Source organism: Nocardioides terrae (assembly GCF_900112345.1).
GTDB classification, from domain to species: Bacteria; Actinomycetota; Actinomycetes; order Propionibacteriales; family Nocardioidaceae; genus Nocardioides; species Nocardioides terrae.
Genome location: NZ_FOLB01000001.1, coordinates 441,313 through 465,713, shown reverse-complemented (window position 1 = coordinate 465,713; position 24,401 = coordinate 441,313). Strand labels below are relative to the sequence as shown.

Annotated in this window: 29 protein-coding genes; 15 read left to right on the top strand and 14 right to left on the bottom strand. The window is 72.7% G+C overall.

Features of this window, described 5'->3' with window-relative positions; genetic code table 11:
* Window positions 1-6: 6 nt before the first annotated feature.
* The 3 genes from mshB to BM236_RS02235 are packed head-to-tail and all read left to right on the top strand — an operon-like array spanning window position 7 to window position 3,084.
* On the top strand, window positions 7-936 hold the full coding sequence (gene mshB, locus BM236_RS02245; RefSeq protein WP_091119644.1) for an N-acetyl-1-D-myo-inositol-2-amino-2-deoxy-alpha-D-glucopyranoside deacetylase: 930 nt from the start codon (window positions 7-9) through the stop codon (window positions 934-936).
* Entirely contained in the window at window positions 933-1,298 is a 366-nt protein-coding gene (locus tag BM236_RS02240; protein ID WP_091119641.1) for a DUF6113 family protein, read from the top strand. The genes mshB and BM236_RS02240 overlap by 4 nt, the downstream gene beginning before the upstream one ends.
* A 10-nt stretch (window positions 1,299-1,308) precedes the next feature.
* Complete coding sequence (locus BM236_RS02235; protein WP_091119640.1) at window positions 1,309-3,084, top strand: VanW family protein; 1,776 nt, start codon at window positions 1,309-1,311, stop codon at window positions 3,082-3,084.
* Window positions 3,085-3,087: 3 nt separating this feature from the next.
* Here the strand turns inward: BM236_RS02235 and BM236_RS02230 are convergent, their stop codons facing one another.
* Window positions 3,088-3,993, bottom strand: coding sequence for a GNAT family N-acetyltransferase (locus BM236_RS02230; RefSeq protein ID WP_139229998.1), 906 nt, complete (start codon window positions 3,991-3,993; stop codon window positions 3,088-3,090).
* A gap of 55 nt (window positions 3,994-4,048) precedes the next feature.
* Between BM236_RS02230 and fdxA the strand changes: the two genes are divergently transcribed.
* Window positions 4,049-4,375, top strand: coding sequence for a ferredoxin (gene fdxA, locus BM236_RS19195; protein ID WP_091119636.1), 327 nt, complete (start codon window positions 4,049-4,051; stop codon window positions 4,373-4,375).
* Window positions 4,376-4,380: 5 nt separating this feature from the next.
* Window positions 4,381-5,487: a succinyldiaminopimelate transaminase gene (gene dapC / locus BM236_RS02220; protein ID WP_217645184.1), complete on the top strand. Its 1,107-nt coding sequence runs from the start codon at window positions 4,381-4,383 to the stop codon at window positions 5,485-5,487.
* On the opposite strand, the gene BM236_RS18835 is transcribed toward dapC, so the two are convergent.
* From BM236_RS18835 to BM236_RS02205, 4 genes are read right to left on the bottom strand one after another with little or no spacing between them, the layout of a single operon-like run.
* Window positions 5,474-5,623 carry a hypothetical protein gene (locus BM236_RS18835; protein ID WP_175507502.1) on the bottom strand — a complete coding sequence of 50 codons (150 nt, stop codon included), beginning with the start codon at window positions 5,621-5,623 and terminating at the stop codon, window positions 5,474-5,476. The two genes, dapC and BM236_RS18835, sit on opposite strands and share 14 nt — an antisense overlap.
* Window positions 5,624-5,649: 26 nt before the next feature.
* The gene (locus tag BM236_RS19575; protein ID WP_217645183.1) at window positions 5,650-6,480 is read right to left on the bottom strand and encodes a hypothetical protein; all 831 of its coding nucleotides are present in this window, start codon (window positions 6,478-6,480) and stop codon (window positions 5,650-5,652) included.
* 1 nt (window position 6,481) lies between these two features.
* Window positions 6,482-7,411: a 2,3,4,5-tetrahydropyridine-2,6-dicarboxylate N-succinyltransferase gene (gene dapD / locus BM236_RS02210; RefSeq protein ID WP_091119632.1), complete on the bottom strand. Its 930-nt coding sequence runs from the start codon at window positions 7,409-7,411 to the stop codon at window positions 6,482-6,484.
* A gap of 25 nt (window positions 7,412-7,436) precedes the next feature.
* On the bottom strand, window positions 7,437-8,000 hold the full coding sequence (locus tag BM236_RS02205; protein WP_091119629.1) for a DinB family protein: 564 nt from the start codon (window positions 7,998-8,000) through the stop codon (window positions 7,437-7,439).
* Between the two features lie 26 nt (window positions 8,001-8,026).
* Here BM236_RS02205 and BM236_RS02200 point away from each other — a divergent pair, with 26 nt between their 5' ends.
* The 4 genes from BM236_RS02200 to BM236_RS02185 all read left to right on the top strand — a co-directional run bounded on the left by BM236_RS02200 (window position 8,027) and on the right by BM236_RS02185 (window position 12,798).
* The gene (locus tag BM236_RS02200) at window positions 8,027-8,323 is read left to right on the top strand and encodes a hypothetical protein (RefSeq protein ID WP_245750087.1); all 297 of its coding nucleotides are present in this window, start codon (window positions 8,027-8,029) and stop codon (window positions 8,321-8,323) included.
* Between the two features lie 226 nt (window positions 8,324-8,549).
* Entirely contained in the window at window positions 8,550-11,828 is a 3,279-nt protein-coding gene (gene ileS, locus BM236_RS02195; RefSeq protein WP_091119987.1) for an isoleucine--tRNA ligase, read from the top strand.
* Window positions 11,829-11,833: 5 nt separating this feature from the next.
* Window positions 11,834-12,502 (top strand): AzlC family ABC transporter permease, encoded by a 669-nt coding sequence (locus tag BM236_RS02190; RefSeq protein WP_245750086.1) that lies wholly within the window; start codon window positions 11,834-11,836, stop codon window positions 12,500-12,502.
* Complete coding sequence (locus BM236_RS02185) at window positions 12,499-12,798, top strand: AzlD domain-containing protein (RefSeq protein ID WP_091119625.1); 300 nt, start codon at window positions 12,499-12,501, stop codon at window positions 12,796-12,798. The genes BM236_RS02190 and BM236_RS02185 overlap by 4 nt, the downstream gene beginning before the upstream one ends.
* A gap of 36 nt (window positions 12,799-12,834) precedes the next feature.
* Here the strand turns inward: BM236_RS02185 and BM236_RS02180 are convergent, their stop codons facing one another.
* The 8 genes from BM236_RS02180 to BM236_RS02145 all read right to left on the bottom strand — a co-directional run bounded on the left by BM236_RS02180 (window position 12,835) and on the right by BM236_RS02145 (window position 18,633).
* Entirely contained in the window at window positions 12,835-14,415 is a 1,581-nt protein-coding gene (locus tag BM236_RS02180) for a leucyl aminopeptidase family protein (protein WP_091119622.1), read from the bottom strand.
* The gene (locus tag BM236_RS02175) at window positions 14,402-14,569 is read right to left on the bottom strand and encodes a DUF3117 domain-containing protein (RefSeq protein ID WP_082574674.1); all 168 of its coding nucleotides are present in this window, start codon (window positions 14,567-14,569) and stop codon (window positions 14,402-14,404) included. The genes BM236_RS02180 and BM236_RS02175 overlap by 14 nt, the downstream gene beginning before the upstream one ends.
* 101 nt (window positions 14,570-14,670) lie before the next feature.
* On the bottom strand, window positions 14,671-15,441 hold the full coding sequence (locus BM236_RS02170; RefSeq protein ID WP_091119620.1) for a M14 family zinc carboxypeptidase: 771 nt from the start codon (window positions 15,439-15,441) through the stop codon (window positions 14,671-14,673).
* Window positions 15,441-15,860 carry a hypothetical protein gene (locus tag BM236_RS02165; protein ID WP_091119617.1) on the bottom strand — a complete coding sequence of 140 codons (420 nt, stop codon included), beginning with the start codon at window positions 15,858-15,860 and terminating at the stop codon, window positions 15,441-15,443. The genes BM236_RS02170 and BM236_RS02165 overlap by 1 nt, the downstream gene beginning before the upstream one ends.
* Window positions 15,851-16,147 (bottom strand): DivIVA domain-containing protein, encoded by a 297-nt coding sequence (locus BM236_RS02160; protein ID WP_091119614.1) that lies wholly within the window; start codon window positions 16,145-16,147, stop codon window positions 15,851-15,853. Before BM236_RS02160 ends, BM236_RS02165 begins: the two co-directional genes overlap by 10 nt.
* Window positions 16,144-16,869 carry an LOG family protein gene (locus tag BM236_RS02155; protein ID WP_091119613.1) on the bottom strand — a complete coding sequence of 242 codons (726 nt, stop codon included), beginning with the start codon at window positions 16,867-16,869 and terminating at the stop codon, window positions 16,144-16,146. The genes BM236_RS02160 and BM236_RS02155 overlap by 4 nt, the downstream gene beginning before the upstream one ends.
* 10 nt (window positions 16,870-16,879) lie before the next feature.
* The gene (dapE, locus tag BM236_RS02150) at window positions 16,880-17,944 is read right to left on the bottom strand and encodes a succinyl-diaminopimelate desuccinylase (RefSeq protein WP_091119610.1); all 1,065 of its coding nucleotides are present in this window, start codon (window positions 17,942-17,944) and stop codon (window positions 16,880-16,882) included.
* A 23-nt stretch (window positions 17,945-17,967) separates the two neighbouring features.
* A complete protein-coding gene (locus BM236_RS02145; protein WP_091119609.1) occupies window positions 17,968-18,633 on the bottom strand; it encodes an O-methyltransferase in 666 nt (221 codons plus the stop codon).
* 142 nt (window positions 18,634-18,775) lie between these two features.
* On the opposite strand from BM236_RS02145, the gene sigE reads away from it, so the two are divergent.
* From sigE to BM236_RS02130, 3 genes are read left to right on the top strand one after another with little or no spacing between them, the layout of a single operon-like run.
* Complete coding sequence (sigE, locus tag BM236_RS02140; RefSeq protein ID WP_091119606.1) at window positions 18,776-19,363, top strand: RNA polymerase sigma factor SigE; 588 nt, start codon at window positions 18,776-18,778, stop codon at window positions 19,361-19,363.
* Window positions 19,360-19,809: a hypothetical protein gene (locus BM236_RS02135; protein WP_091119605.1), complete on the top strand. Its 450-nt coding sequence runs from the start codon at window positions 19,360-19,362 to the stop codon at window positions 19,807-19,809. Before sigE ends, BM236_RS02135 begins: the two co-directional genes overlap by 4 nt.
* 35 nt (window positions 19,810-19,844) lie before the next feature.
* Window positions 19,845-21,092, top strand: coding sequence for a S1C family serine protease (locus BM236_RS02130; protein WP_091119602.1), 1,248 nt, complete (start codon window positions 19,845-19,847; stop codon window positions 21,090-21,092).
* On the opposite strand, the gene BM236_RS02125 is transcribed toward BM236_RS02130, so the two are convergent.
* The gene (locus BM236_RS02125) at window positions 21,089-21,325 is read right to left on the bottom strand and encodes a helix-turn-helix domain-containing protein (RefSeq protein WP_091119600.1); all 237 of its coding nucleotides are present in this window, start codon (window positions 21,323-21,325) and stop codon (window positions 21,089-21,091) included. The genes BM236_RS02130 and BM236_RS02125 overlap by 4 nt on opposite strands.
* A 101-nt stretch (window positions 21,326-21,426) precedes the next feature.
* Between BM236_RS02125 and BM236_RS02120 the strand changes: the two genes are divergently transcribed.
* From BM236_RS02120 to BM236_RS02110, 3 genes are read left to right on the top strand one after another with little or no spacing between them, the layout of a single operon-like run.
* Window positions 21,427-22,095 (top strand): hypothetical protein, encoded by a 669-nt coding sequence (locus BM236_RS02120; protein ID WP_091119598.1) that lies wholly within the window; start codon window positions 21,427-21,429, stop codon window positions 22,093-22,095.
* On the top strand, window positions 22,092-23,366 hold the full coding sequence (locus BM236_RS02115; RefSeq protein ID WP_091119596.1) for a CpaE/TadZ family protein: 1,275 nt from the start codon (window positions 22,092-22,094) through the stop codon (window positions 23,364-23,366). The genes BM236_RS02120 and BM236_RS02115 overlap by 4 nt, the downstream gene beginning before the upstream one ends.
* A gap of 42 nt (window positions 23,367-23,408) precedes the next feature.
* Window positions 23,409-24,401, top strand: a complete 993-nt coding sequence (locus BM236_RS02110; RefSeq protein ID WP_091119594.1) for an NAD-dependent epimerase/dehydratase family protein — start codon at window positions 23,409-23,411, stop codon at window positions 24,399-24,401.

Sequence of the window (24,401 nt, the reverse complement as noted above, 5' to 3'; positions counted from 1 at the left end):
GGGCGCGTGCCTGCCTCAGACCCGACCGAGCGCCTCCTCCTGGTCCACGCCCACCCCGACGACGAGACGATCCAGAACGGCGCCACGATGGCGAAGTACGCCGCCGAGGGTCGCGGCGTCACGCTCGTCACCTGCACCGCCGGCGAGATGGGCGAGATCCTGGTGCCCGAGCTCGGGCACCTCGCCGCCGACAAGGAGGACGGGCTCGGCGAGCACCGCCGCGGCGAGCTCGAGGCCGCGATGAAGGAGCTCGGGATCGCCGACCACCGCTACCTCGGGGGCTTCGGCACCTACCGCGACTCCGGCATGAAGTGGCACGAGGACGGCTACGCGATCCCGGCCGACCCGCCCGAGGACGGCACCGGCCACGGCAACGCCTTCTGGTACGCCGACCTCACCGAGGCGGCCGACCACCTGGTGCCGATCATCCGCGAGGTTCGCCCGCAGGTGATGGTGACCTACGACCAGTTCGGCAACTACGGCCACCCCGACCACATCCAGGCCCACCGGGTGGCGATGTATGCCGCCCAGCTGGCCGCCGTGCCGTCCTACCGCAAGGACCTCGGCGAGCCGTGGGACATCGCCAAGATCTACTGGAGCGCGATGTCGGAGAGCCGGATGCGGGAGGGACTGCGCCGGCTGCGCGACGCGGGGCAGCAGACGACCTTCGACGGCATCGACCCCGAGGGCCCGCTGCCGATGACGACGCCCGACGAGGACATCGCCGCCCTGGTCGACGCGAACGACCACGTCGAGGCCAAGCTCGCCGCCATGCGCGCCCACGCCACCCAGATCGCGACCGACGGCCCGTTCTTCGCGCTCTCCAACAACCTCGGCAACCAGGTCTGGGGCCTGGAGTTCTACCGGATCGCCAAGGGGAAGCTGGGCCCGGTCGGCGAGGACGGCTTCGAGACCGACCTCTTCGCCGGGCTGTGATCCTTCGGCGGTCGAGCCTGTCGAGACCCGCCGTCGCGCTCGGGCTGCTCCTGCTCGGGGCGGCTGTCGGCCTGGCCGCGGTCTGGACCCACGGCCGCTGGTGGGCGCTCGCGCTCGGCGCGGCCGCGTCGCTGACCACCGCGCTGGCCGTGCCGGCCGGTCTGCTCCGCCTCGCGTACGCCGCCGGCTGGGCCGCCATGGCGGCGTACTTCCTCCTCGCCCGGCCCGAGGGCGACTTCGTGATCGGGTCCGACCCGCCCGGCTACACCTTCCTCGGGCTCGGGCTGGTGCTCCTCGTCGTCGGCATCGCGACGATCCCGCCACGCACGCCGCTCCCCGGCAACCGTGGCGGAACCGCCTAGGCTCGCGGGCGTGACCAAGCGGGATGAGGCCTTCGACGACACCGCCGAGCGGCCGGCCGTCAAGATGAAGCGCGAGCGCGCCGGGTTCGGCGTGGTGCTCGTGGTCGTCGTCGTGCTGGCCGTGCTCGTCGGGGGCGGCTGGGCCGCGGCCTACGCGATGGCCGGCGACAAGATCGCCAACGGCACCACCGTCGCGGGCGTCAGGATCGGCAACCTCACGCCCGCCGCGGCGCAGCGCAAGCTCCGCGACGCGCTCGCCGGCCGCGTCGACCGGCCCGTCACGGTCACCGCGAACGGCGCCTCGACCCAGGTGAAGCCGGCGGACGCCGGCGTGAGCATCGACTACGCCGCGACCGTCGCCGACGCGGGCGCGGCCCGCAGCTGGGACCCGCGCGACCTCTGGAACCACTACACAGGCGGCGGCAGGGTCGACCCGGTGGTCGAGGTCGACCAGGACGCGTTGGACAAGACGAAGGCGGTCCTGGACAAGTCGCTGGGGACCGCTGCCAAGGACGGGGCCGTCACCCTCGGCAAGGAGGGCGTCCGGACGGCCGCAGCGGTCACGGGCGCCGAGGTCGACGGCGACGAGCTGCGTGCGGGGCTGGTCGCGGCGGTGTCCGGCGACCGGCGCACGCTCGACCTGAAGCTCCACGAGGTCAAGCCCGACATCGACGACGCCGACGTGCGGAGCGCCGTCGACAGCTTCGCCAACCCGGCCATGTCCGGCCCGGTGACGCTCATGTTCGGCAGCTCACCCGTCGTGCTGCGCCCGACCCAGTTCGGTCCTGCGCTGAAGCTGGAGCCGAAGGACGGCACGCTCCAGCCGACGCTGGACCAGAAGGCGCTCGACGCCCTGGTCAGTGCCGGCATCGCCGAGCGGGCCGACGCGCCCGTCGACGCGACGGTCAAGCTGGTGCACGGAAAGCCGAAGGTCATCCCCGCGAAGCCGGGCGTCAGCTTCGACCCGCAGCAGGTCGCCGGCACGTTCCTCGCGCTGGTCACCAAGCCCGAGGGCCAGCGGCAGCAGGCGGTCGACGCCACCGTCGCCGACCCGAAGATCTCCACGGCGCAGGCGCAGGCGTGGCAGATCAAGGAGAAGGTCTCGACCTTCACGACCTACTTCCCCTACGCGGAGTACCGCAACACCAACATCGGCCGGGCCGCCCAGCTCGTCAACGGCACGATCCTCGAGCCGGGCGACACCTTCTCGCTCAACGACACGGTGGGGGAGCGGACCCGGGAGAACGGCTTCACCGAGGGGTGGACGATCCAGAACGGCGTCTTCTTCTCCGACCTCGGCGGCGGCGTCTCCCAGATGGCGACGACCACCTTCAACGCGATGTTCTTCGCCGGGCTCAAGGACGTCGAGCACAAGCCGCACTCGCTCTACATCAGCCGCTATCCCGTCGGCCGGGAGGCGACGGTCGCCTGGGGCTCGGTCGACCTGAAGTTCGCCAACGACACGCCGTACGGGATCCTCGTCCACACCGAGTTCAAGCCGTCCACGCCCTCGAGCCAGGGCTCCGTGACGGTGTCGATGTGGTCGACGAAGACGTGGGACATCACCACCAAGACGGGTGATCGCTACAACCAGACGCCGTTCAAGAAGCGGGTCATCCACGACACCAACTGTGAGGCGACGTCGGGTGCGCCCGGCTTCGACATCGACGTGTGGCGCTACTTCCACAAGCCGGGCTCGACGGCGGTCGAGAAGACCGAGAAGTTCCACACCCACTACATCCCCCAGGACGACGTCACCTGCAAGGCGCCGAAGAAGGGGCAGTAGCGCTCAGCCAACCGGCGCCTCGAGGTAGCGGCAGCTGTGGTGGGTGCGCAGGCCCAGCGTGTCGTAGAGCGCCAGCGCCGGCTCGTTGTCGGTCTGCACGTGCAGCCACACGGTCGTGGCGCCCTGCTCGGCTCCCCACCCGAGCAGCTCGCGCAGGACGGCCCGGGCCAGACCACGACGGCGGTACGCCGGCTCGACGCTCAGGTTGTGGACGCCGAGCCAGTCGCCGTCGATCCCGGCCTCGCCCCGGGTCAGGTCCCCGAGCGTGACCGTGACCCGGGTCCCGTCGACGTCGACCGTCGGAGCCGCCGGCCCGTCGACGGACTCCGACCCGAGCGTCCGCCGGACGAGCGCCAGCGAGCCGAGCAGGAAGTGGGAGTCGCGGCCGGGGACGGCCGTCCAGCCGAGCTCGCGCAGCGCGTCCTCGGTGGCGGACGCCAGCTCCACCTGGATCCGCGGCGGCCTGTCGCGGTCGACGTAGAACCGCCGCACCTGCTCGGCCGCGTCGGCCAGCGGAAGCCCAGGGTCGCCGACGCCCAGGCAGGAGTTGAACCGGTTGCGCACGCGCCCGACCGGCGCCGGCTCGAAGCGCAGCTGCCACTCGCCCAGGGCGGTGGTCCCGATCCCCGCCAGCGACGCGGTCCGCAGCTCGGCGTCGCGGACCGACACCCGCTGCCGCACCGACGGTCGCGGCGGGACGGGCTTGCCCGAGACGACGAGGTCGAGCGGGATGGTCACCGGATCGCCGGACTCCGGCCGCACCACGATCGACGTGTCGCCCCAGGCCTCGCAGACGCCGAGCAGGTCGGTGAACGCCGGTCCGCCGGTCGGCCCGAGCTCGCCGGGGACCAGGCGCCGCACCACGATGCGCCGGCCGACGACATCTGGACCTAGGCGGTGGGCGCGCACCGGCAGATACTAGGCTGCTGCATGTCTAAATCCCTTGTTCCCCAGGAGGATCCGGATGACCTACGTCATCGCCCAGCCGTGTGTCGACGTCAAGGACCGCGCGTGCGTCGATGAGTGTCCGGTCGACTGCATCTACGAGGGCAAGCGGATGCTCTACATCCACCCCGACGAGTGCGTGGACTGCGGCGCCTGCGAGCCGGTCTGCCCGGTCGAGGCGATCTTCTACGAGGACGACACCCCGGAGCAGTGGAAGAGCTACTACGACGCGAACGTGAAGTTCTTCGACGACCTCGGCTCGCCGGGCGGCGCCGCCAAGATGGGCGTCATCGACAAGGACGAGCCGTCGATCGCGGCGCTGCCGCCGCAGAACCAGGACCACTGAGTCCGTTGCTGGGAGTCTCCGCGCAGCTGCCCGACTTCCCGTGGGACAAGCTGACCGGGTACGCCGAGACGGCGCGGGCGCACCCCGACGGGATCGTCGACCTGTCGATCGGCACGCCCGTCGACCCGACGCCCGAGGTCGTCCAGCAGGCGCTGCGCGAGGCGGCTGACTCCCCGGGCTACCCGACGACCATCGGCCTGCCGTCGACCCGCCAGGCGGCGGTGGACTGGCTGGCCCGCAACCACGGCGTCGAAGGTCTCGGCCTCGACGGGGTGCTGCCGACGATCGGCTCCAAGGAGCTCGTCGCCACGCTGCCGCTGCAGCTCGGCGTCGGCCGGGGCGACCTGGTCGTCTGGCCGGAGCTCGCCTATCCGACCTACGAGGTCGGCGCGGCGCTCGTCGGCGCCCAGGGCATCGCGACCGACTCCCTGACCGCGCTCGGCCCGCAGGTCCCCAAGCTGCTGTGGATCAACAGCCCGTCCAACCCGACCGGCCGCGTGCTGCCGCTGGAGCACCTGCGCAAGGTCGTCGAGTGGAGCCGCGATCGCGGCACGATCCTGGTCTCCGACGAGTGCTACATCGAGTGCAGCTGGTCGGACGAGAAGCCGATCTCGATCCTGCACCCCTCGGTCAGCGGCGGGTCGTTCGAGGGCATCCTCAGCGTCCACTCGCTGTCGAAGCGGTCCAACCTGGCCGGCTACCGCTGCTCCTTCGTCGCCGGCGACCCGAGGCTCGTGGCCGAGCTCCTCGCGGTCCGCAAGAACCTCGGCCTGATCATGCCCGGCCCCCAGCAGGCCGCGATGCGGGCCGCCCTGGACGACGACGCCCACGCCGGCGAGCAGCACGCGCGCTACGCCGCCCGCCGCGCCAAGCTGCGCGAGGCGCTGCAGGCCGCCGGCTTCGCGATCGACCACTCCCAGGCGTCCCTCTACCTCTGGGCGACGCGGGGCGAGGACTGCTGGCAGACGGTCGGCTGGCTGGCCGAGCGCGGCATCCTCGCCGCGCCCGGCGAGTTCTACGGCGTCGCCGGCCGCTCGCACGTGCGGGTCGCCTTCACCGCGACCGACGAGCGGATCGACGCCGCCGTCGAGCGGCTGCTCACCGCACGCTGAACCTCGCCCGCAGCAGCGACTCCTCGCGCGAGGACGGGCCGACCAGCAGGTCGAAGTCGCCCGGCTCGCGGACGGCCCAGCTCACCGAGGTGACCGCGTCGCTGACGTAGGCCCGCACGGCATCGCGGGCGAGCACGTCCCGCTCGGCGAGGCCGAGACCGGTTAGTCCTTCGGTCCGGCCAGGTCGATCCGCACCCGACCGGCCGCCCGGCCGTCCTCCTGCTTCCAGGTCTCGTCGAGCGCCCAGGCGCGGCCGGCGTAGGACACCCGGCGGATGCCGAGGCGGCCGGCCTGCGCGACGACGTAGTGCGCCAGCGCCCAGCCGGTCGTGCGGTCGGGTACGCCGACCGTGACCGTCCGGCCGTTCGCGACGGGCGTCGACACCAGCGCGCCGAAGACCCCCGTCACCTCGCTGCTCACCACCGCCGAGCGCCCGGGCTCGGTCGAGCCGATCCGGCAGGTGAAGGCGTGCGGCGAGCGGCCGGTGAGGGACGACGCCAGCGCCCGGGCGGCCGGCTCGTGGGCGGCGTACGCCTCGGGGAAGCCACTGCGCTGCACCCGCTGGGCCGCCTCGGTGATGCGCATCGTCTCGAAGCCGTCGACCTGCACGAGGGCGTCGTAGAACCTCCCGGTCGCGTAGACCGGGTCGCGCAGCTGCTTGCGTGTGCCCCAGCCCTGTGACGGCCGCTGCTGGAAGAGGCCGACCGAGTCGCGGTCACCGTAGTCGAGGTTGTAGAGCTTGGACTCCTGGAAGGCGGTCGCCAGCGCGATGGTCGCGGCGCGGGGCGGCAGCCCGCGGCGTACGGCGATCGCGGTGATGAGGCCTGCGTTCTGCGCCTGCTCCACGTCGAGGTCCGCGCGCAGGTCGCCCACCTTCGCGACGCACTCGTCGGGCAGCAGCGTCCGCACCTTGGCGTGGAGGTGCTGCCAGCCGATCGTCGCCGCGGCACCGAGGAGGACCAGGACGACCAGGGTCGCCCCGAGTCTCTTCACGTCAGTTCGCGTGCAGTGCCTCATTGAGGACGATGCCCTCGCCATGCCACGGCACCGCTTCGACCGCCCCCGTCGTGCTGTTGCGACGGAAGAGGACGTGGGAGGCGCCGGACAGCTCCAGCGCCTTCCTGGTCGAGCCGTCCCGGAGGGTCACCTTGGTGCCCGCCGTGAGGTAGAGGCCCGCCTCGACGACGCAGTCGTCGCCCAGCGAGATGCCCAGGCCCGAGTTGGCCCCGAGCAGGCAGCGCTCGCCCACGGAGATGACCTGCGTCCCGCCGCCGGACAGCGTCCCCATGATCGACGCCCCGCCACCGACGTCGGAGCCGTTGCCGACGACCACGCCGCCCGAGATGCGGCCCTCGACCATGCTGGCGCCGAGGGTGCCGGCGTTGAAGTTCACGAAGCCCTCGTGCATGACCGTGGTGCCCTCGGCCAGGTGGGCGCCGAGTCGGACCCGGTCGGCGTCGGCGATCCGGACCCCGGCCGGGAGGACGTAGTCGGTCATCCGCGGGAACTTGTCCACGCCGTAGACCACGACCGGCCGCCCCGCGGCCTTCAGCCGGGCGCGGGTCAGCTCGAAGCCGTCGACCGCGCAGGGGCCCTCGGAGGTCCAGACGACGTTGGTGAGCAGGCCGAAGATGCCGTCGAGGCTCTGCCCGTGGGGGCGCACCAGGCGGTGGGAGAGCAGGTGCAGGCGGAGCCAGACGTCCTGGGTGCTCGTCGGGGCGGCGTCGAGGTCGATCTCGACCAGCTCGACCCGCTTCTCGACGCGGCGCAGCGCGTCGCTGCCCTCCAGCGCCTTGAGCTCCGGGGCAGGAGCGGCGTCGTCGGGCCGGCCGCCGAGCACCGGGCTCGGGAACCACACATCGAGCACGGTGTCGCCGGCGTACGTCGTCAGGCCGTAGGCCCAGGCACTCTTCGCGTCGGTCACGGGGGAGAAGTCTAGGGGGCGCCCACTACTGCCCCGTGCGGCCGTCGATGCACTCGCGCAGCAGATCGGCGTGGCCGCAGTGGCGGGCGTACTCCTCGACCATGTGCACCAGGATGTCGCGGACCGTGGTCGTCTCGCCGTCGCTGTTGTAGACGACCTCGTCGCCCATCGACGCGTCGCTCTGGGCGTGCAGCCAGTCCTCGGCGCGGGCGATCTCCCGCTTCCAGGAGTCGAACGCCTCGTCGACGCACTCCTGGGTGCCGACCGCTTGGCCGAACTCGATGTCGGGTTCGTCGGAGCCCGAGTAGGGCCGCGGCTCGTCGAGGTTGCGCTGCAGCGCGCGCTGGAACCAGCTGTGCTCGACCCGCGCCATGTGCCTGACGAGGCCGAGCAGGCTCAGGGTGCTGGGCGGCACCGAGCGGGTGGCGAGCTGCTCCGGGGTGAGGTCCGCGCACTTCAGCTCGAGGGTGAGCCGGTAGTTGCGCAGGTAGTCGCGGTAGGTCGCCAGCTCGCCGACCGGCTTGCCGTCGAAGCGCGGGTCCGCGTCGGAGGGGAGCCAGTTGCCGTCGTACCCGGTGGGAGAGGTCATGGGGCACATCGTGACAGCATGGGCGGGTGCCGAAGAACCCCATTCCGCTGCCGACGCCGATGATGTCGCGGGCCGATGACGACACCTGGACGCTCGAGGTGCCCGGGATCGCGTCGACGGCGGGGCACCCCGCTCCCGAGTGGGCGATGGCCAAGGCGCTCGAGGCCGTACGCCGGGCGTCCACCGACATCGTGCGGCGCTGGATCTCCGGCAAGCCGGTGACGGCCGTCGAGCAGCAGGTCGTCCTGCTCGTCACCCGCGGCGACGCGCAGGTCTACGCCTGGCTCGAGGCTGCGTTCGCCGAGGACCCGAAGCGCCGGTAGGCTGGGCGCACAGCGTCTGAGCCGTCATCAGCGGCGAGCTCGGGGAAGAAACCTTCGCCGGTCGAAGGAAGTAGAACCCCGCGGGTAGGCCCGTCACAGCCGTGAACGAGTGGTCGGCGACTCCGCCATCGGGGTGGCCGGCAAGCAGGGTGGTACCGCGGCGCAAGTCGTCCCTGGGTTTCGACAAGCTCGACGAAGACCCGGACCTACCCAGGAGATGCCGCAGATGACCTATCCCAAGGTCACGACCGACCCCAACGACCCCAACGGCGCCGTCGCGGCGAGCCCCCGCTTCCCCGGGATCGAGGAGCGGGTCCTCGCCTACTGGGCGGAGGACGACACCTTCCGGGCGAGTGTCGAGGCGCGTGAGGCGGGCGAGAACGGCAGCAACGAGTTCGTCTTCTACGACGGCCCGCCGTTCGCCAACGGGCTGCCGCACTACGGCCACCTGCTGACCGGCTACGTCAAGGACATCGTGCCCCGCTACCAGACCATGCGCGGCCGGCGCGTGGAGCGCAGGTTCGGCTGGGACACCCACGGCCTGCCCGCCGAGCTCGAGGCGATGCGCCTGGCCGGCATCAAGACCACCGACGAGATCCTCGAGATGGGGATCGACAGGTTCAACGAGGCCTGCCGCGCCTCGGTGCTGAAGTACACCGGCGAGTGGCGCGACTACGTCACCCGCCAGGCGCGCTGGGTCGACTTCGACAACGACTACAAGACCATGAACCCGACGTTCATGGAGTCGGTCATCTGGGCCTTCAAGAGCCTCTTCGACAAGGGGCTGGTCTACGAGGGCTTCCGCGTCCTGCCCTACTGCTGGAACGACGAGACGCCGCTGTCCAACCACGAGCTGCGGATGGACGACGACGTCTACCAGCAGCGCCAGGACCCGGCCGTCACGGTCGGCTACCCGCTGGACGCTCTTGGCGCCGATCCTGTCCTCGACGGCGCGCACATCCTGATCTGGACCACGACGCCCTGGACCCTGCCGAGCAACCTCGCGGTGATGGTCGGCAGCGACATCGACTACGTCGTCGTCGAGGGGCCGGTCCCGGGCACCGACGAGAAGGCGCGCTACCTGCTCGCCGAGGCCCGGCTGGCGTCGTACAAGCGCGAGCTCTTCCCCGAGGACGACGAGCCGGCCGTGCTCGGCCGCTACACGGGGGCCGACCTGGTCGGCCGCACCTACACGCCGCCGTTCTCCTACTACGCCGGCCACGAGAACGCCTTCCGCGTGGTCGCCGCCGATGACGCGGTGACGACGACGGACGGTACCGGCGTCGTGCACACCGCCGGCGCCTTCGGTGAGGTCGACAAGGAGGTGACCGACCGGGAGAACATCGAGGCGGTCATGCCGGTCGGCAAGGACGGCCGGTTCACCCACCCCGTCGACGAGTACGCCGGCATGCTGGTCTTCGACGCCAACAGCTTCATCATCGACGACCTCAAGGCGGTCACCCGCGGCGACTCCGCCGGATCGGTGAGCCCGGGCACGATCCTGCTCCGCAGGGAGTCCTACGAGCACTCCTACCCGCACTGCTGGCGCTGCCGCGAGCCCCTCATCTACAAGGGCGTCTCGTCGTGGTTCGTCGAGGTCACCAAGTTCAAGGACCGGATGCTCGAGCTCAACGAGCAGATCCGCTGGACGCCCGACCACATCCAGCACGGCCAGTTCGGCAAGTGGCTGGAGAACGCCCGCGACTGGTCGATCACCCGCAACCGGTTCTGGGGGAGCCCGGTGCCGGTGTGGAAGAGCGACGACCCGACGTACCCCCGCATCGACGTCTACGGCTCCTTCGAGGAGATCGAGCGCGACTTCGGCCGCCTGCCGCGCGACAAGGACGGCAACCCCGACCTGCACCGCCCGTTCGTCGACGAGCTGACCCGGCCCAACCCCGACGACCCGACCGGGCGGTCCACGATGCGCCGCGTCGCCGACGTCCTCGACGTGTGGTTCGACTCGGGCTCGATGTCGTTCGCCCAGGTCCACTACCCGTTCGAGAACGAGGAGTGGTTCCTCGGTGCCGAATCTGGAGGCTCCGCCTCCGGGCACTTCCCGGCGGACTTCATCGTCGAGTACATCGGCCAGACCCGCGGCTGGTTCTACACGCTGCACATCCTGGCCACGTCGCTCTTCGACCGGCCCGCGTTCCAGTCCTGCATCAGCCACGGCATCGTGCTGGGCAGCGACGGCAACAAGATGTCGAAGTCGTTGCGCAACTACCCCGACGTCTCGGAGGTCTTCGACCGCGACGGCGCCGACGCGATGCGCTGGTTCCTCATGTCCAGCCCGATCCTGCGCGGCGGCAACCTGGTCGTCACCGAGCAGGGCATCCGTGACTCGGTGCGTCAGGTGATGATCCCGCTGTGGAACAGCTGGTACTTCTTCCAGCTCTACGCCAACGCCGCGGGCATCGATGCCCAGTGGTCGACGGCGTCCACCGACCCGCTCGACCGCTACGTCCTCGCCAAGACCGGGGAGTACGTCGCCTCGATGACCGAGGCGATGGACGGCTACCACATCGCCGACGCCTGCGAGACGACCCAGCGCTTCCTCGACGTCCTGACCAACTGGTACATCCGCCGGTCGCGGGACCGCTTCTGGGCCGACGACCGGGCCGCGTTCGACACCCTCTACACGGTGCTCGAGCTGACCTGCCGCGTCGTGGCGCCGCTGCTCCCGCTGACCACCGAGGAGGTCTGGCGCGGGCTCACCGGCGAGCGGTCGGTGCACCTGGCGGACTGGCCGTCCTCCGACGACCTCCCGGCCGACCACCGGCTGGTCGAGGCGATGGACGCCGTCCGGGAGGCGTGCTCGGCGACGTCGGCGCTGCGCAAGGCGCGTCAGCTGCGCAACCGGCTGCCGCTGTCCACGCTGACCATCGTCGGCGCCGACATCAGCGGCTTCGAGTCCCTCGTGGCCGACGAGGTCAACGTCAAGCAGGTCCGCCTGCTCGACGCCGACAGCGACGAGGCCGCGACCTACGGCGTGGCGCAGAAGCTCACCGTCAACGCCCGCGCCGCCGGACCGAGACTGGGCCGCGACGTGCAGAAGGCGATCCAGGGCTCGAAGTCCGGTGACTGGTCGGTCGCGGACGACGGCACGGTGACCGCCGGCGGCCTGGCGCTGGTCGAGGGTGAGTACACGCTGGAGACCGTGGCCGGTGCGGCGTCCGACGACGTCGCGGTCGGCATGCTGCCGGGTGGTGGCTTCGTCGTGCTCGACACCTCGGTCACGCCCGAGCTGGCGGCCGAGGGGCTCGCCCGCGACCTCGTCCGGGCCGTGCAGCAGGCGCGCAAGGACGCCGGTCTGGACGTCTCCGACCGGATCTCGCTGGTGCTGGGCGGCTCCGCGGCGGCGCTCGACGCGGCCCGCGAGCACGAGCAGCTGATCGCGCGGGAGACGCTCGCGACGTCGTACTCGCTCGTCGAGAGCATGACAGGGACCGAGGTGGCCCTCAGCGAGGGCGAGGTGGCCACGATCAGCCTGTCGCGGGCCTGACGACCGTGCCGGGCAGGTCCGTCCGGGCGGACTCGCTCGGCGTCGGGGTCGCGACCGGCGCGTACGGCGTCTCGTTCGGCGCCCTCGCGACCACGTCCGGGCTCGACGTCTGGCAGGCATGCGCGCTGTCGCTGCTCGTCTTCACGGGCGCGTCGCAGTTCGCGTTCGTCGGCGTGATCGCCGCGGGCGGCGCCCCGCTGACGGGTGCCGCCACGGCGATGCTGCTCGGCAGCCGCAACCTGTTCTACGGCATCGGGCTCGCGCCCGTGCTGCGGCTGCGCGGCTGGCGGCGGGCGGTGCAGGCCCAGGTGGTCATCGACGAGTCCACCGCGATGGCGCTCGGGCAGCCCGACCCCGCCGACGCCCGGCTGGCCTTCCGGCTCACCGGCTGGTCGGTCTTCGTTCTCTGGAACCTGATGACGCTCGTGGGCGCGCTCGCCGGGACCGCGATCGGCGACCCGCGCACGTTCGGCCTCGACGCGGCCGTCGGCGGAGCGTTCCTGGCCCTGCTGTGGCCGCGGCTCACGGCGCTGCCGCAGCGCGTCGTGGCGGTGGTCGGCGCCGCGGTGGCGACCGGTCTGGTGCCGCTCACCGCCGCCGGTCTGCCGATCATCCTCGGTGGCACTGCGGCCGTCCTGGTCGGCCTGTTCCTCCGCAGGGAGGAACGCGGATGATCTGGACGGGGATCATGGTCACCGCGGTCGGCTGCTACCTGCTCAAGCTGGCCGGTCTCTCGGTGCCGGACCACGTGCTGACCCGACCGCTCACGCAGCGGGTGGCGGCGCTCATCCCACCCGCGCTGCTGGGTGCGCTCATCGCCGTCCAGGTCCTCGCCGACGACCAGCTGCTGGTGGTCGACGCGCGGCTGGCCGGACTCGGTGCGGCCGTGGTCCTGCTGCTCCTGCGGGCGCCGTTCCTGGTGGTCGTCGCCGGCGCGGCGCTCACCGCCGCCCTGCTCCGGCTGCTGTAGCTGCTGGAGACCTGCTGCTGCCCGGGGGACGCTGCCTCAGACGATGCCCGCGAGCGGCGCGGGGGAGCCGAGCCAGGTGAGCAGGGTGCGCGCACCCCAGCCGGTCGGACCGGCGGTCCACTCGTCGCGGTCCTCCGGGGCGTCGCCGACGGAGGCGACGTCGAGGTGCGCCCAGGGCAGGCCACCGTTGAAGTGCTGGAGGAACAGCGCGGCGGTGATCGCCTGCGGGGTCCCGGCGCTGTTGTCGGCGTCGGCGATCGAGGAGGAGAGCTTCTCCTCGTAGGTCGCGGTCAGCGGCATCCGCCACAGCGGCTCGCCGGTCGTCTCCGCGGCGCTCTCGATGGCTGACGCGAGCACGTCGTGGTTGGCGAAGTAGCCGCCGACCTGCTGGCCCAGGGCGACCTTGATCGCCCCGGTCAGGGTGGCGACGTCGACCAGCACGCCGGGCTTCACCTTGGCGACGGCGTAGGCCATCGCGTCGGCGAGCACCAGCCGCCCCTCCGCGTCGGTGTTGTTGACCTCGGAGGTCCGCGCCGTCCTGTCGCCGGGGTAGTGGCGGAGCACGTCGCCGGGGCGCATCGAGGACCCCGAGACGGCGTTCTCGGCCGCGGCGATCAGGCCGACGACCCGCACCGGGCAGCCGACGGCGGCCAGCGCGGCCATCGTCGAGAGCACGACGGCGCCACCGGTCATGTCGCGCTTCATCGTCGTCATCGCGTCGCCGGGCTTGAGGTTGAGGCCGCCGGTGTCGAAGGTGATGCCCTTGCCGACCAGCGCCACCGTGGGCGTCCTGCGCGATGCCTGGGGGGGTGCGTAGTCGAGCCGGATCAGCCGCGGCGGGGTGACCGATCCGCGACCGACGCCGAGGATGCCGCCGAAGCCCTCCTCGGCCAGCCGCTCCTCGTCCCACACCTCCGCCTTCAGGCCGACCTCGTCGGCGACGGTGACGGCCTGCTCGGCCAGCCAGGCCGGGTTCTTCACGTTCGAGGGGACGGTCGCCAGGAACCGCGCCCGCCAGCCCGCCGCCGCGATCGTGACCGCGCGCGCCACCTCGTCGGCGTACGACGCCCCGAGCTCGGCGAGCACGACCGACCCGACCGGGCGGTGCTTCGGGCCGGTGGCCCGCCAGTCGAAGGAGAAGGAGGCGAGGGTGACGCCGACGACGAACGGCTCGATCGCGAGGTCGGGGTCGAGGGCCGGCACCGTGGTGGCGAGGGTCGCGGTGTCGCGGGTCGCCCGTGCGACGGCCGCGCCGGCCCGACGGAAGTCGACCGGCCGCTGGGCGCCCACGCCGACGAGGAGCACGCGCCTCAGCGCCTTGTTGCCGCGCACGCCGCCGGGCACGACGAAGGAGGTCACCTCGCCCGCCCTGCCGGTCGCGCCCTCGGCGTCGAGGACGTCGAGCAGGTCGGCGCCGGCCAGGACGTCGGTCAGCGCCTCCTCGAGCGCCGCGGCGCCCGGTCCGAGCGCGAGCGACTCATCGGTGCTGCCCGCGATCGGGGGCAGGACGGGGAGTACGACGACCTCGGTCCCGGTGACGGCGCCGGGAGCACGCTCATCGAGCGACACGGCAGGCGGGGTGACCTGCTGCGGAAGGGTGGGATCAGCCAACGACATCCTTGAGCGCGTCGCCGAGGGCGCCTGCCTCCTCGGCGTTCAGCTCGACCACCAGGCGGCCACCGCCCTCCAGCGGGACGCGCATCACGATGCCGCGTCCTTCCTTGGTGACCTCCAGCGGACCGTCTCCCGTCCGCGGCTTCATCGCCGCCATGCGGCACCTCTTCCTCTGAGCGTCACGTGGACCTCCCCGGGCCCACGGCTTCCGCGCATCATTATCCCCTATCGGCCGCGCCGGTGGGCCAGAGGCTCCTTTTACCGACGTGCGTGGAAGAGCCGCAGCAGTCGGCGTACGACGGGTCCGCGGAGCTCGCGGCGCGACGGATGTGCGCCGAACTCGGCCGTCACGGCCTGCCCGGGGAAGTGCTTGTTGAACCACATCGTCATGGTCCCGTGGCAGCCGCCGTTGCAGCTGAAGGTCTTGACCGGCAGCCGCAACGCGTGCGCGAGCCGTCGCGAGAAGGCCGGGTGCTTGGTCAGGGTGTCGACGCCGTCGAGCGGCTGGTGGAAGCTGACGACGTAGGCGGGCCGGACGGCGCTGAGGAAGCGCATCATCGCCTTCGTCTCGGGCTCGGAGCCGGGCGCGCGTCCGGAGTCGTAGCGGCCGCCCACCCGCCGCCAGGACGTCGGGTAGTTGCGGTTGAGGTCGACGCCGCGCGCGTTCTGCCGGGTGTGCCGCGCCTTCCCGTCGGGGTTGTAGGTCGGCACCACCCAGAGGTCGATGCCGCGCACGGCCCGGCCGTCGCGCAGGGAGGTGAGGACCTCGGCGGCCCTCGACTCGTCGCCGTGCATCGTGGAGACCAGCACGACCTTGCGGGCACCCGGCGTGCCGAGGTGCCAGGCCCGGATCGGGCGGCCCCCGGCCGAGTGGCCGATGACGCTGACGCCGAGCACGGCCGGCCGTGCCGGCGCGGCCCCGGCGTCGGCGGGCGGGGACGCGACCAGGTCGAGCAGGCCGACGACGAGCAGGAGCGGGAGCAGGAGCGGGAGCAGGAGCTTGGCGAGGACCCGAGGCATGCGCCCCATCAGACCATGCTGAAGGCGTAGGCCCAGGTCATCCAGGCGACGCCGAGGAGCGTGCCGACGTGGGCGAGCACCGAGAGCCCCGGGGTGCCGGTCCACGAGTCGGCCGCGTCGACGGTGTCGGCGGCGCGCTTCCCGCGGCTGCGGCTGGGCAGCCAGCGGACGAGCAGCATCAGCCCGGCGACCGTCATCATCCACCAGAACGCCAGGGCGATGACGCCGAGCGCGTTCCGGCGACCCTCTCCGACGAAGGAGTCGTCGGAGAAGACCAGGAAGGCCAGCCAGAGGACGATGGCGATGGTGCCGGCGACGGTGTGCACGGTGAGCGGCCAGCCGATGTGCGTGCTGCGCAGCCGGAACCTGGTGAGCACCACCGCCAGCACCCCGAGCGCGGTCAGGACGTACGCGACGATCAGGGACACGGGGCGTCATGCTCCTCTGCGGGCGGCGGGTCGGCAACCTCGCGCGCGGCCTCCAGCTCCGCGCCGAGGCGGGCGAGGAGGGCGTCCACCTCGGACATGCGGTAGCCGCGCAGCGCCACCGAGAAGCGCACGCTCCGCAGGTCGGCGGCGGTCAGCGGCCGGTCGGCCGGCACGAGGGCATCGGGCCGGTCGTCGTACGCCTCGGACATCGGCTCGCCGCGTCCCGCGGCGACCGCCGCCACCCCTCCGAGGACCAGGACGATGACGATCCCGAACACCCAGATCATCGCGCGTCCCGGGCCCTGACCATCAGCTCGACCATCTCGTCGACGTCGTCGGTCAGGGTGAGCATCTCGATGTCGCTCGCCTTGATCCGCGCGTCCGAGAGCATCGACTGGCTCATCCAGTCGATCAGGCCGCTCCAGTGCTCGACGCCCATGAGGACGATCGGGAACTGCGTGATCTTCTGCGTCTGGGCGAGCGTCATCGCCTCGAAGAGCTCGTCCAGCGTGCCGAGCCCACCCGGGAGCACGACGTAGCCCTGCGAGTACTTCACGAACATCGTCTTGCGCACGAAGAAGTAGCGGAAGTTGAGCCCGAAGGTGACGTAGGGGTTGAGGCTGGACTCCCACGGCAGCTCGATGCCGAGCCCGATGCTCTGCCCGCCCGCCTCGTTCGCGCCCTTGTTGGCGGCCTCCATCGCGCCCGGGCCACCTCCGGTGATGACCGCGAAGCCGGCGTTGGCGAGGGCGGCGCCGACCTTCTCGCCCAAGGCGTACGACGGGTTCTCGACCGGTGTCCGAGCCGACCCGAACACGGAGATCGCCGGGCCGACCTCGGCCAGGTCGTTGAACCCCTCGACGAACTCCGCCTGGATCTTGAGCACCCGCCACGGGTCGGTGTGCACCCAGTCGCCGCTCCCGCGGCTGTCGAGCAGCCGCTGGTCGTTGGTGCTGCCCTCCGGGCGGTTCTCCGTGGGCCGCGGGCCGCCGCTGCTTCGCCTCGTCATCGGATCCTCATCAGTCTCGTGAGAGCCATGCTCGGAGCACCTGCTCGCAGTGCTCGATCTCCGAGACTGCCACGTGCTCGTCCTGCTTGTGGGCGAAGGTCGGGTCGCCGGGCCCGAAGTTGACCGCCGGGACGCCGAGCGTGGTGAACCGGGCGACATCCGTCCACCCGAACTTCGGGCCGACCTGCCCGCCGACCGCCTCGACGAACGCCCGGGCGGCCGGCCGGTCCAGGCCGGGCAGGGCACCCGGGGCGGAGTCGGTGACGGTCACCTCGAAGCCGTCGAAGAAGTCGCGCACGAACGCCAGCGCCTCGTCCTCGCTGCGGTCGGGCGCGAAGCGGTGGTTGACCGTCACCACGCACTCGTCGGGGATCACGTTGCCCGCGACCCCGCCGGAGACGAGCACGGCGTTGAGCCCCTCGTGGTAGGTCAGTCCGTCGATCACCGGCCGGCGCGGCTCGTAGTCGTCCAGCCGGCGCAGGACCTCACCGGCCCGGTGGATGGCGTTGACGCCCATCCAGCTGCGGGCGGAGTGGGCGCGCTCGCCGCGGGTGCGCACCTCGACGCGGAGGGTGCCCTGGCAGCCGGCCTCGACCCCGGCGTTCGACGGCTCCATCAGGATCGCGAAGTCGGCCGCGAGCAGGTCGGGGTCGGACTGCCAGAGCAGGTTGAGGCCGTTGCGGTCCGCCTCGACCTCCTCGGCCTCGTAGAGCACGTAGGTCACGTCGCGCACGGGCCGCTCGAGGGTCGCGGCGAGCCGCAGGATGACCGCGTCCCCGCCCTTCATGTCGCACGTGCCGAGGCCGTGCAGCACGCCGTCCTCGAGCCGGCTCGGCAGGTTGTCGTTCACGGGCACGGTGTCGAGGTGGCCGGCGAGGACCACCCGCTCGCCCAGTCCGTACGACGTCCGCGCCACGAGCGTGTGGCCGAACCGCTGCACCGTCAGGTGGGGGAGTGCCCGCAGGGCCGTCTCGACCGCGTCGGCGATCGGCCCCTCCTCGCCGGACACCGACTCGATGTCGACCAGCTGGCGGGTGAGCGCGACGACGTCGGCGGTCAGGTCGAGCGGAGGCATGCGGGCCAGTCTCCCAAACGGCCTCAGGCCTCCGGCTTCCACTCCTTCTTGGCGACCAGGAGCCCGTCGCCGACGGGGAGCAGCAGCGGCACCAGCTCGTCGTGGGCGGCGACGGTGCGGCCGAGGTCGCGGATGACGGTGGTCTCCTCGTCGCGCTGGGCGGCGTCGGCGACCCGGTCGTGCCAGAGCGCGTTGTCGAACGCGACGACACCGCCTGGGCGCAGCAGGCGCAGCGCCTCGGTCAGGTAGTCGGCGTACTCGCGCTTGTCGCCGTCGCAGAAGACGAGGTCGTAGTGGCCGTCGGTGAGCCGGGGGAGGACGTCGAGCGCGGCGCCGGAGATGGTGCGGGCGCGCTGGGTGGGGATGCCGGCCTCGGTGAAGGTCTGCCGGGCCAGACGCTGGTGCTCGGTCTCGATGTCGACGGTGGTGAGCACGCCGTCGGCGCGCATGCCGCGCAGCAGCCACAGGCCCGAGACGCCGGTGCCTGTGCCGATCTCGACGACCGCCCGCGCGTCGAGGACCGAGGCGAGGAACCGGAGCGCCGCGCCGCCGCCGGGGCCGATCGGGACCACGCCGACCTCGGTGGCCCGGGCGCGTGCGGCAGCGAGGATCTCATCCTCGCCCACGAACTCCTCGGCATAGGTCCACGACGGTGCGGACACGGGGCTGGGGTTCGGCTGGGTGCTCACGGGAGAAACCTAACGCGGCCCCGCCCCCGCGCGGGGGAACGAAACCCGCGCTCGGACCGTTGGGTCAGACGAGGAACCTCACAGGTTGCGCTCAGGTGGGGCGTCTAGCGTGAGGGATCCGCGAACGGAGGGAGCGACCCGCATGGGCGAGGAGACGGCGACAGACCAGGCCGGCGTGCCGACCTGGGACGAGATCGTCGAGCAGCACTCCGACCGCGTCTACCGGCTGGCCTACCGGCTGACCGGCAACCAGCACGACGCCGAGGACCTCACGCAGGAGGTCTTCGTCCGTGTCTTCCGGTCGCTGGACTCCTACACCCCCGGCACCTTCGCGGGCTGGCTGCACCGGATCACGACCAACCTCTTCCTCGACCAGGCCCGCCGCAAGCAGCGGATCCGCTTCGACGCGCTCTCCGACGAGCGGGCCGACCGGCTGAGCAGCAACCAGCCGACGCCCGACATCGCCTTCACCGACCAGCGCTTCGACGACGACGTCGAGCGAGCGCTCCAGGCGCTGCCGCCCGACTTCCGGGCGGCCGTCGTGCTGTGCGACGTCGAGGGCCTCACCTACGAGGAGATCGCGGAGATCATGGGGGCCAAGCTCGGCACCGTGCGATCGCGCATCCACCGTGGCCGCGCGATGCTCCGGGAGGCGCTCAAGCACCGGGCCCCGAACCAGGGTCGGCTGCGCTACTCCGGCCCCAAGGTGCTCGGCTGGACGTCACGATGAGCCTGCTGGGCGGACACCTCGGGAACCGGACCAGCGCCCTCCTCGACGGGCAGCTGCCCGTCGACGAGGCCGAGCGGGCGTGGGCGCACGTCCACGAGTGCCACGTCTGCCGTGATCGGGTGGAGCGCGAGGGCTGGATCAAGCGCCGCCTCGCCGGGCTGTCCTTCGACGCCGCGACGTCCGCCTCCGACGGGCTCAAGGGCTCGCTGCTCGGTGCCTCCGAGCTGACCCCGGGGGAGTGCTTCCTCGCCGTCGACCACCAGCGCCGCAACCTCGCCCTCGCGGCCGTCGGTGGCGGTGCCGTGGGCGCTGCGGTGATGGGCGTGCTCGCGCTCGGCGCGGCCCCCGCCTCCGCGCCGACGACCGACCGACCGACCCCCGTGGTCTCCGTGTCCGGCACGGGCACGACCGTCGTCGTGCACCGCGACCGCGCGTCCGCGCGGTGACCGGCTCCGCTGGCGATGCCTGACAGAATGACCTGGTGAGCAACCAGGAGCCGACCCGACCGCAGCCGATGCCGGGTCCGGCGCTCCCCCCTCCCGCGAGCCGACCGGGCGACTCCTGGCTGCCGCCGCTGACCGAGCCGCTCCGCGTGGAGCCCGCCGCCGAAGCGGCACCGGTGCGCGCCCGGCCCAGCCGCTGGACGTGGCTGGCCGTCGCGGTGCTCGCGCTGCTGGTCGGTGCCGCGGGCGGCGTCGGCGGCTCCGCGCTGTGGGACCACTACGGCGACGACGACAACGGGTCGGCGTACGCCTCGGCGGGGCTGGGCGCCACCACGGTGAGCCAGGCGCCGATCAAGGCGGGTGAGGCGAGCGTCGTCGCGGTCGCCGACGCGCTGCTGCCGTCGACCGTGCAGATCCAGGCCGAGTACGACGGCAAGGAGAACGGCGCCACCGGCTCGGGCTTCGTCCTCGACACCAAGGGCGACATCGTCACCAACAACCACGTCGTCGCGGACGCGGCCAAGGACGACGGCCCGATCTGGGTCGTCGACACCGAGGGCCGCCGCACCAAGGCGACCGTCGTCGGCCGCAGCCCCGTCTACGACCTGGCCGTGATCAGCGCGCCGGACGCCCAGGGGCTCAAGCCCGCCTCGCTCGGCGCCGCTCGCGCGCTCCGGGTGGGGGAGCAGGTCGTCGCGATCGGCTCGCCGCTGGGGCTGAGCTCGACGGTGACCGCCGGCATCGTCAGCGCGCTCGACCGCCCGGTCACGACCGGCGACTCGGCCGACGAGGCGTCCTACATCAACGCGGTGCAGACCGACGCGGCGATCAACCCGGGCAACTCCGGCGGCCCGCTGGTCAACCTGCTCGGCCAGGTGGTCGGGGTCAACTCCGCCATCGCCACGACCGGCGGCATCCAGGACGAGGCCGGCAGCATCGGGGTCGGCTTCGCCATCCCGATCGAGCAGGTGCGCACGACGGCGGCGCAGATCCTCGACACCGGCGAGGCCCGCTACCCGATCATCGGTGCGAAGGTCGCCACCGGCGGCGAGAGCGACGGTGACGGCGCTGAGATCAGCTCGGTCGACAAGGGAACCCCGGCCGCGAAGGCGGGCCTGGAGAAGGGCGACATCGTCAAGGCGGTCGACGGCCAGCGCGTCACCGACGGCATTGGGCTCATCGTCGCCATCCGCACCCACCAGCCGGGCGAGGCGGTGACGTTCACCGTCAACCACGCCGGCAAGGACCGGGACGTGCAGATCACCCTCGCGGGCCAGGTCGGCTAGCCCTCGGTCTCCGAGTCCACGAAGGGGTGGTCGGAGACGAACTCCTTGGTCTGCTCGTAGAGGCTCTGGATGTAGTCCTCCAGCTTGGTCGCCTCGATCCGCCACTGACCGCGACCGCCGAGCTTGATGGCCGGGAGCTCCCCACGCCGCACCAGCGCGTAGACCTGCGCGCTCGAGGTGTTGAGCACCTCGGCCACGTCGGTCAGCGTGAGGAAGCGCGGATTGTCGGCCATGCCCGACATGATCGCACCCAGGCCCGCGCGGCGGTCGGCTGAGTCGGCGGCCTGTGGAGAGACAGGTGACGAGGGACCTGTCGCCGTCCCATGATGTCCTGGTGAATCTCGGGCTGGACACCTCGTCGTCGGGTCTTGCCGGTGCGCCTCCGGCCCAGCGGGTGCCGCGCGCCGGGTGGCGCGACCCGCGGCTGTGGGTCGGGGCCGCGCTGGTCGCCGTCTCGGTGGTGGCGGGCGCCCGGCTGCTCGCGGCGTCCGACGACACGGTCAGGGTCTGGGCGGCCGGCGACGACCTGGCGGCCGGCGCGCCGGTGACCGCAGCCGACCTCGAGCAGCACCGGGTGCGGTTCGCCGACGGCGACGACGTCGGGGGCTACTTCCGCGCCACCGAGCCGCCGGACGGTGTCCTCCTGCGCGGCGTCGGCGCCGGCGAGCTGGTTCCGCGCTCGGCGGTGGGCGCGGCCGACCAGAACGGGACCGTCCAGGTGCCGCTCGCCGTCGACCCGGAGCAGGTGCCGCCCTCGGTCGGGACGGGCAGCGTCGTCGACGTCTACCTGCTGGGCGGTCCCGTCGACGGAGCCCGGGACGCCGACGCCGAGCCGGTGCTGGCCGGGGTCAGCGTCGTCGACGCGCCCGCCGTCGAGGACAGCTTCGTGGCGTCGGGCAAGCGGCAGCTCGTCCTGGCGGTCCCCGAGGACGACGCGCACCGGTTCTTCGGACTCGTCGGGGCGGCCGACTCACCGACCCTGACCGTCGTACGGCGCTCATGATCGGGCCCCCGACCAGCGTCGTCCTCCTGGCCGCGGCCGGCGCCGGCTGGGAGCCCGCCGCGCTCGGCGTGCTCGAGCGCAGCCCCGGTGTCGTCGTGCTCAAGCGCTGCGTCGACCTGGACGACCTGCTCGCCGCCGCTGCCTCCGGGCAGGCCGACGCCGCCGTCGTGGCCGCCGACCTGCCGGGCCTCGACGCCACTGCCGCCGACCAGCTGCGCCGCCTCGGAGTGCGCCCGATCGCCGTCGTCCCGGCCGCCGCGGCGGGCGACGCCGCCCGCGCCCGGGCCGCCCGCGCCGGGCTGGGCCAGCTCGTCGGCGAGGACGCCCTCGGCCAGCTGCCCGCGGCGCTCACCGCACCCGTCGAGGCGGCGGGCGGGCGCGCCCCGGCGCCGGAGCCACCGGCGGCGGCACCGTCGGACGCCGGCGCACGCGAGCCGCTGCGCGGCCGGGTCGTGGTCGTGTGGGGGCCGCCCGGCGCTCCGGGCCGGACGACGGTCGCGGCCGCCGTCGCCGCCGAGCTCGCCCACCGCCAGCTGTCCACCGTCCTGGTCGACGCCGACCCCTACGGCGGCGCCGTCGCACCGCTCCTGGGCGTCCTCGACGAGGTCTCCGGCCTGCTGTCGGCGGCCCGCCTGTCGGCTGCGGGCGAGCTCACGGAGCGCTTCTCGACGGTGCTGCGCGGCTATGCGCCCCACCTCGGCGTGGTGACCGGACTGCCGCGGGCCGACCGGTGGGCCGAGCTGCGCCCGGGCCTGGTCGGGGAGATCGCCGACTGCGCCCGGACGAGCGGCTACGTCGTCGTCGACACCGGCTTCAGCATCGAGGACGACGGCGCCCAGTCACTGGGCCGCACCACCCGCAACCAGCTCACCCTCGACGCGCTCGAGGCCGCTGACGCGCTGGTCGTGGTCGGCGGCCCCGACCCCGTCGGTCTGCCTCGGCTGGCTCGCGCCCTGGTCGACCTGCGGGAGCGCACGCCCCTGCCGGCGCACGTGGTGGTCAACCGGATGCGGCCCACGCTCGGATGGTCCGAGCGGGACATCACCGGGATGCTCGACGGTGTGGTTCGGACGGCGGGCGTGCGGTTCCTGCCCGACGACCGGGCGACGGTCGACGAGGCGGCGGTGGCCGGCCGGTCGCTGCTCGACACGGCGCCGGACACCGCGCTCGCTCGGGCCGTCGCCGGGCTCGTCGACGAGCTCGCGCCTCCGGTCGTCGGACGCCGCGCCGACCGGACGCGGCGCCGCCTGACGCCGCTTCGCCGCCGCTGACGCGTGTCGCATGCCGCCCCGCGGCAGGGGTACGTGCGAGGGATGCGCATCGTGGTGACAGGAGCGACGGGGAACGTCGGGACCAGCGTCGTGGCCGAGCTCGCGCGCAGGTCCGAGGTCGACGAGGTCGTCGGCATCGCCCGGCGCAGGCCGCGGTGGCAGCCGGACGGCGTGACCTGGCGCCCCTGCGACGTGCGGTACGACGACCTGGTCGGGCTCTTCGACGAGGTCGACGCCGTCGTCCACCTGGCGTGGGCCTTCCAGCCCAGCCACCACCCCGACGTCACCTGGGGCGTCAACGTCCACGGCACGTCGCGCGTGCTCGACGCGGCGGCGCAGGCAGGTGTCTCGGCCGTCGTCGTGGCGTCGTCGGTCGGCGCCTACTCGCCGGGCAGCAAGACCGAGCGGATCGACGAGAGCTGGCCGACGCACGGCTGGTCACCGGCCGCCTACTGCCGCGAGAAGGCGTACGTCGAGCGGATGCTGGACGGCTTCGAGCAGTCGCACCCGGAGATCCGCGTGGCGCGGATGCGGCCCGCCTTCATGTTCAAGGCGCCGTCCTCGCCCGAGCAGCTGCGGATCTTCGGCGGGAGCTGGATGCCGACCCGACTGATCGGCCGGGTCGGCGTACCCCTCGTGCCGGCGCTGCCCGGGCTGGTCTTCCAGGCGATGCACACCGACGACGCCGCCCGGGCCTTCGCCGACGCCGTGCTCGCCGACGCCCGCGGGGCGTTCAACCTGGCCACGGAGCCGATCGTCGACGCAGCCGTGCTGGCCGAGGTGTTCGGTGGCCGGACGATCCCGTTCCCGGGCCGGGTCGCCCGGGACCTGGCGGCCGCCGCGTGGCACGCCCACCTGATCCCCGCGCCGCCCCAGCTGCTCGACTACCTCCTGCAGATGCCGCTGATGTCCTACGACCGGGCCGAGCGCGAGCTGGGCTGGCGGCCCGGGCGGACCGCCGTCGAGGCGCTCACCGCGCTGCGCGAAGGGCTCGCGCACCCGCAGGAGGTCGACACGGCGCCGCTCGCGTCGTAG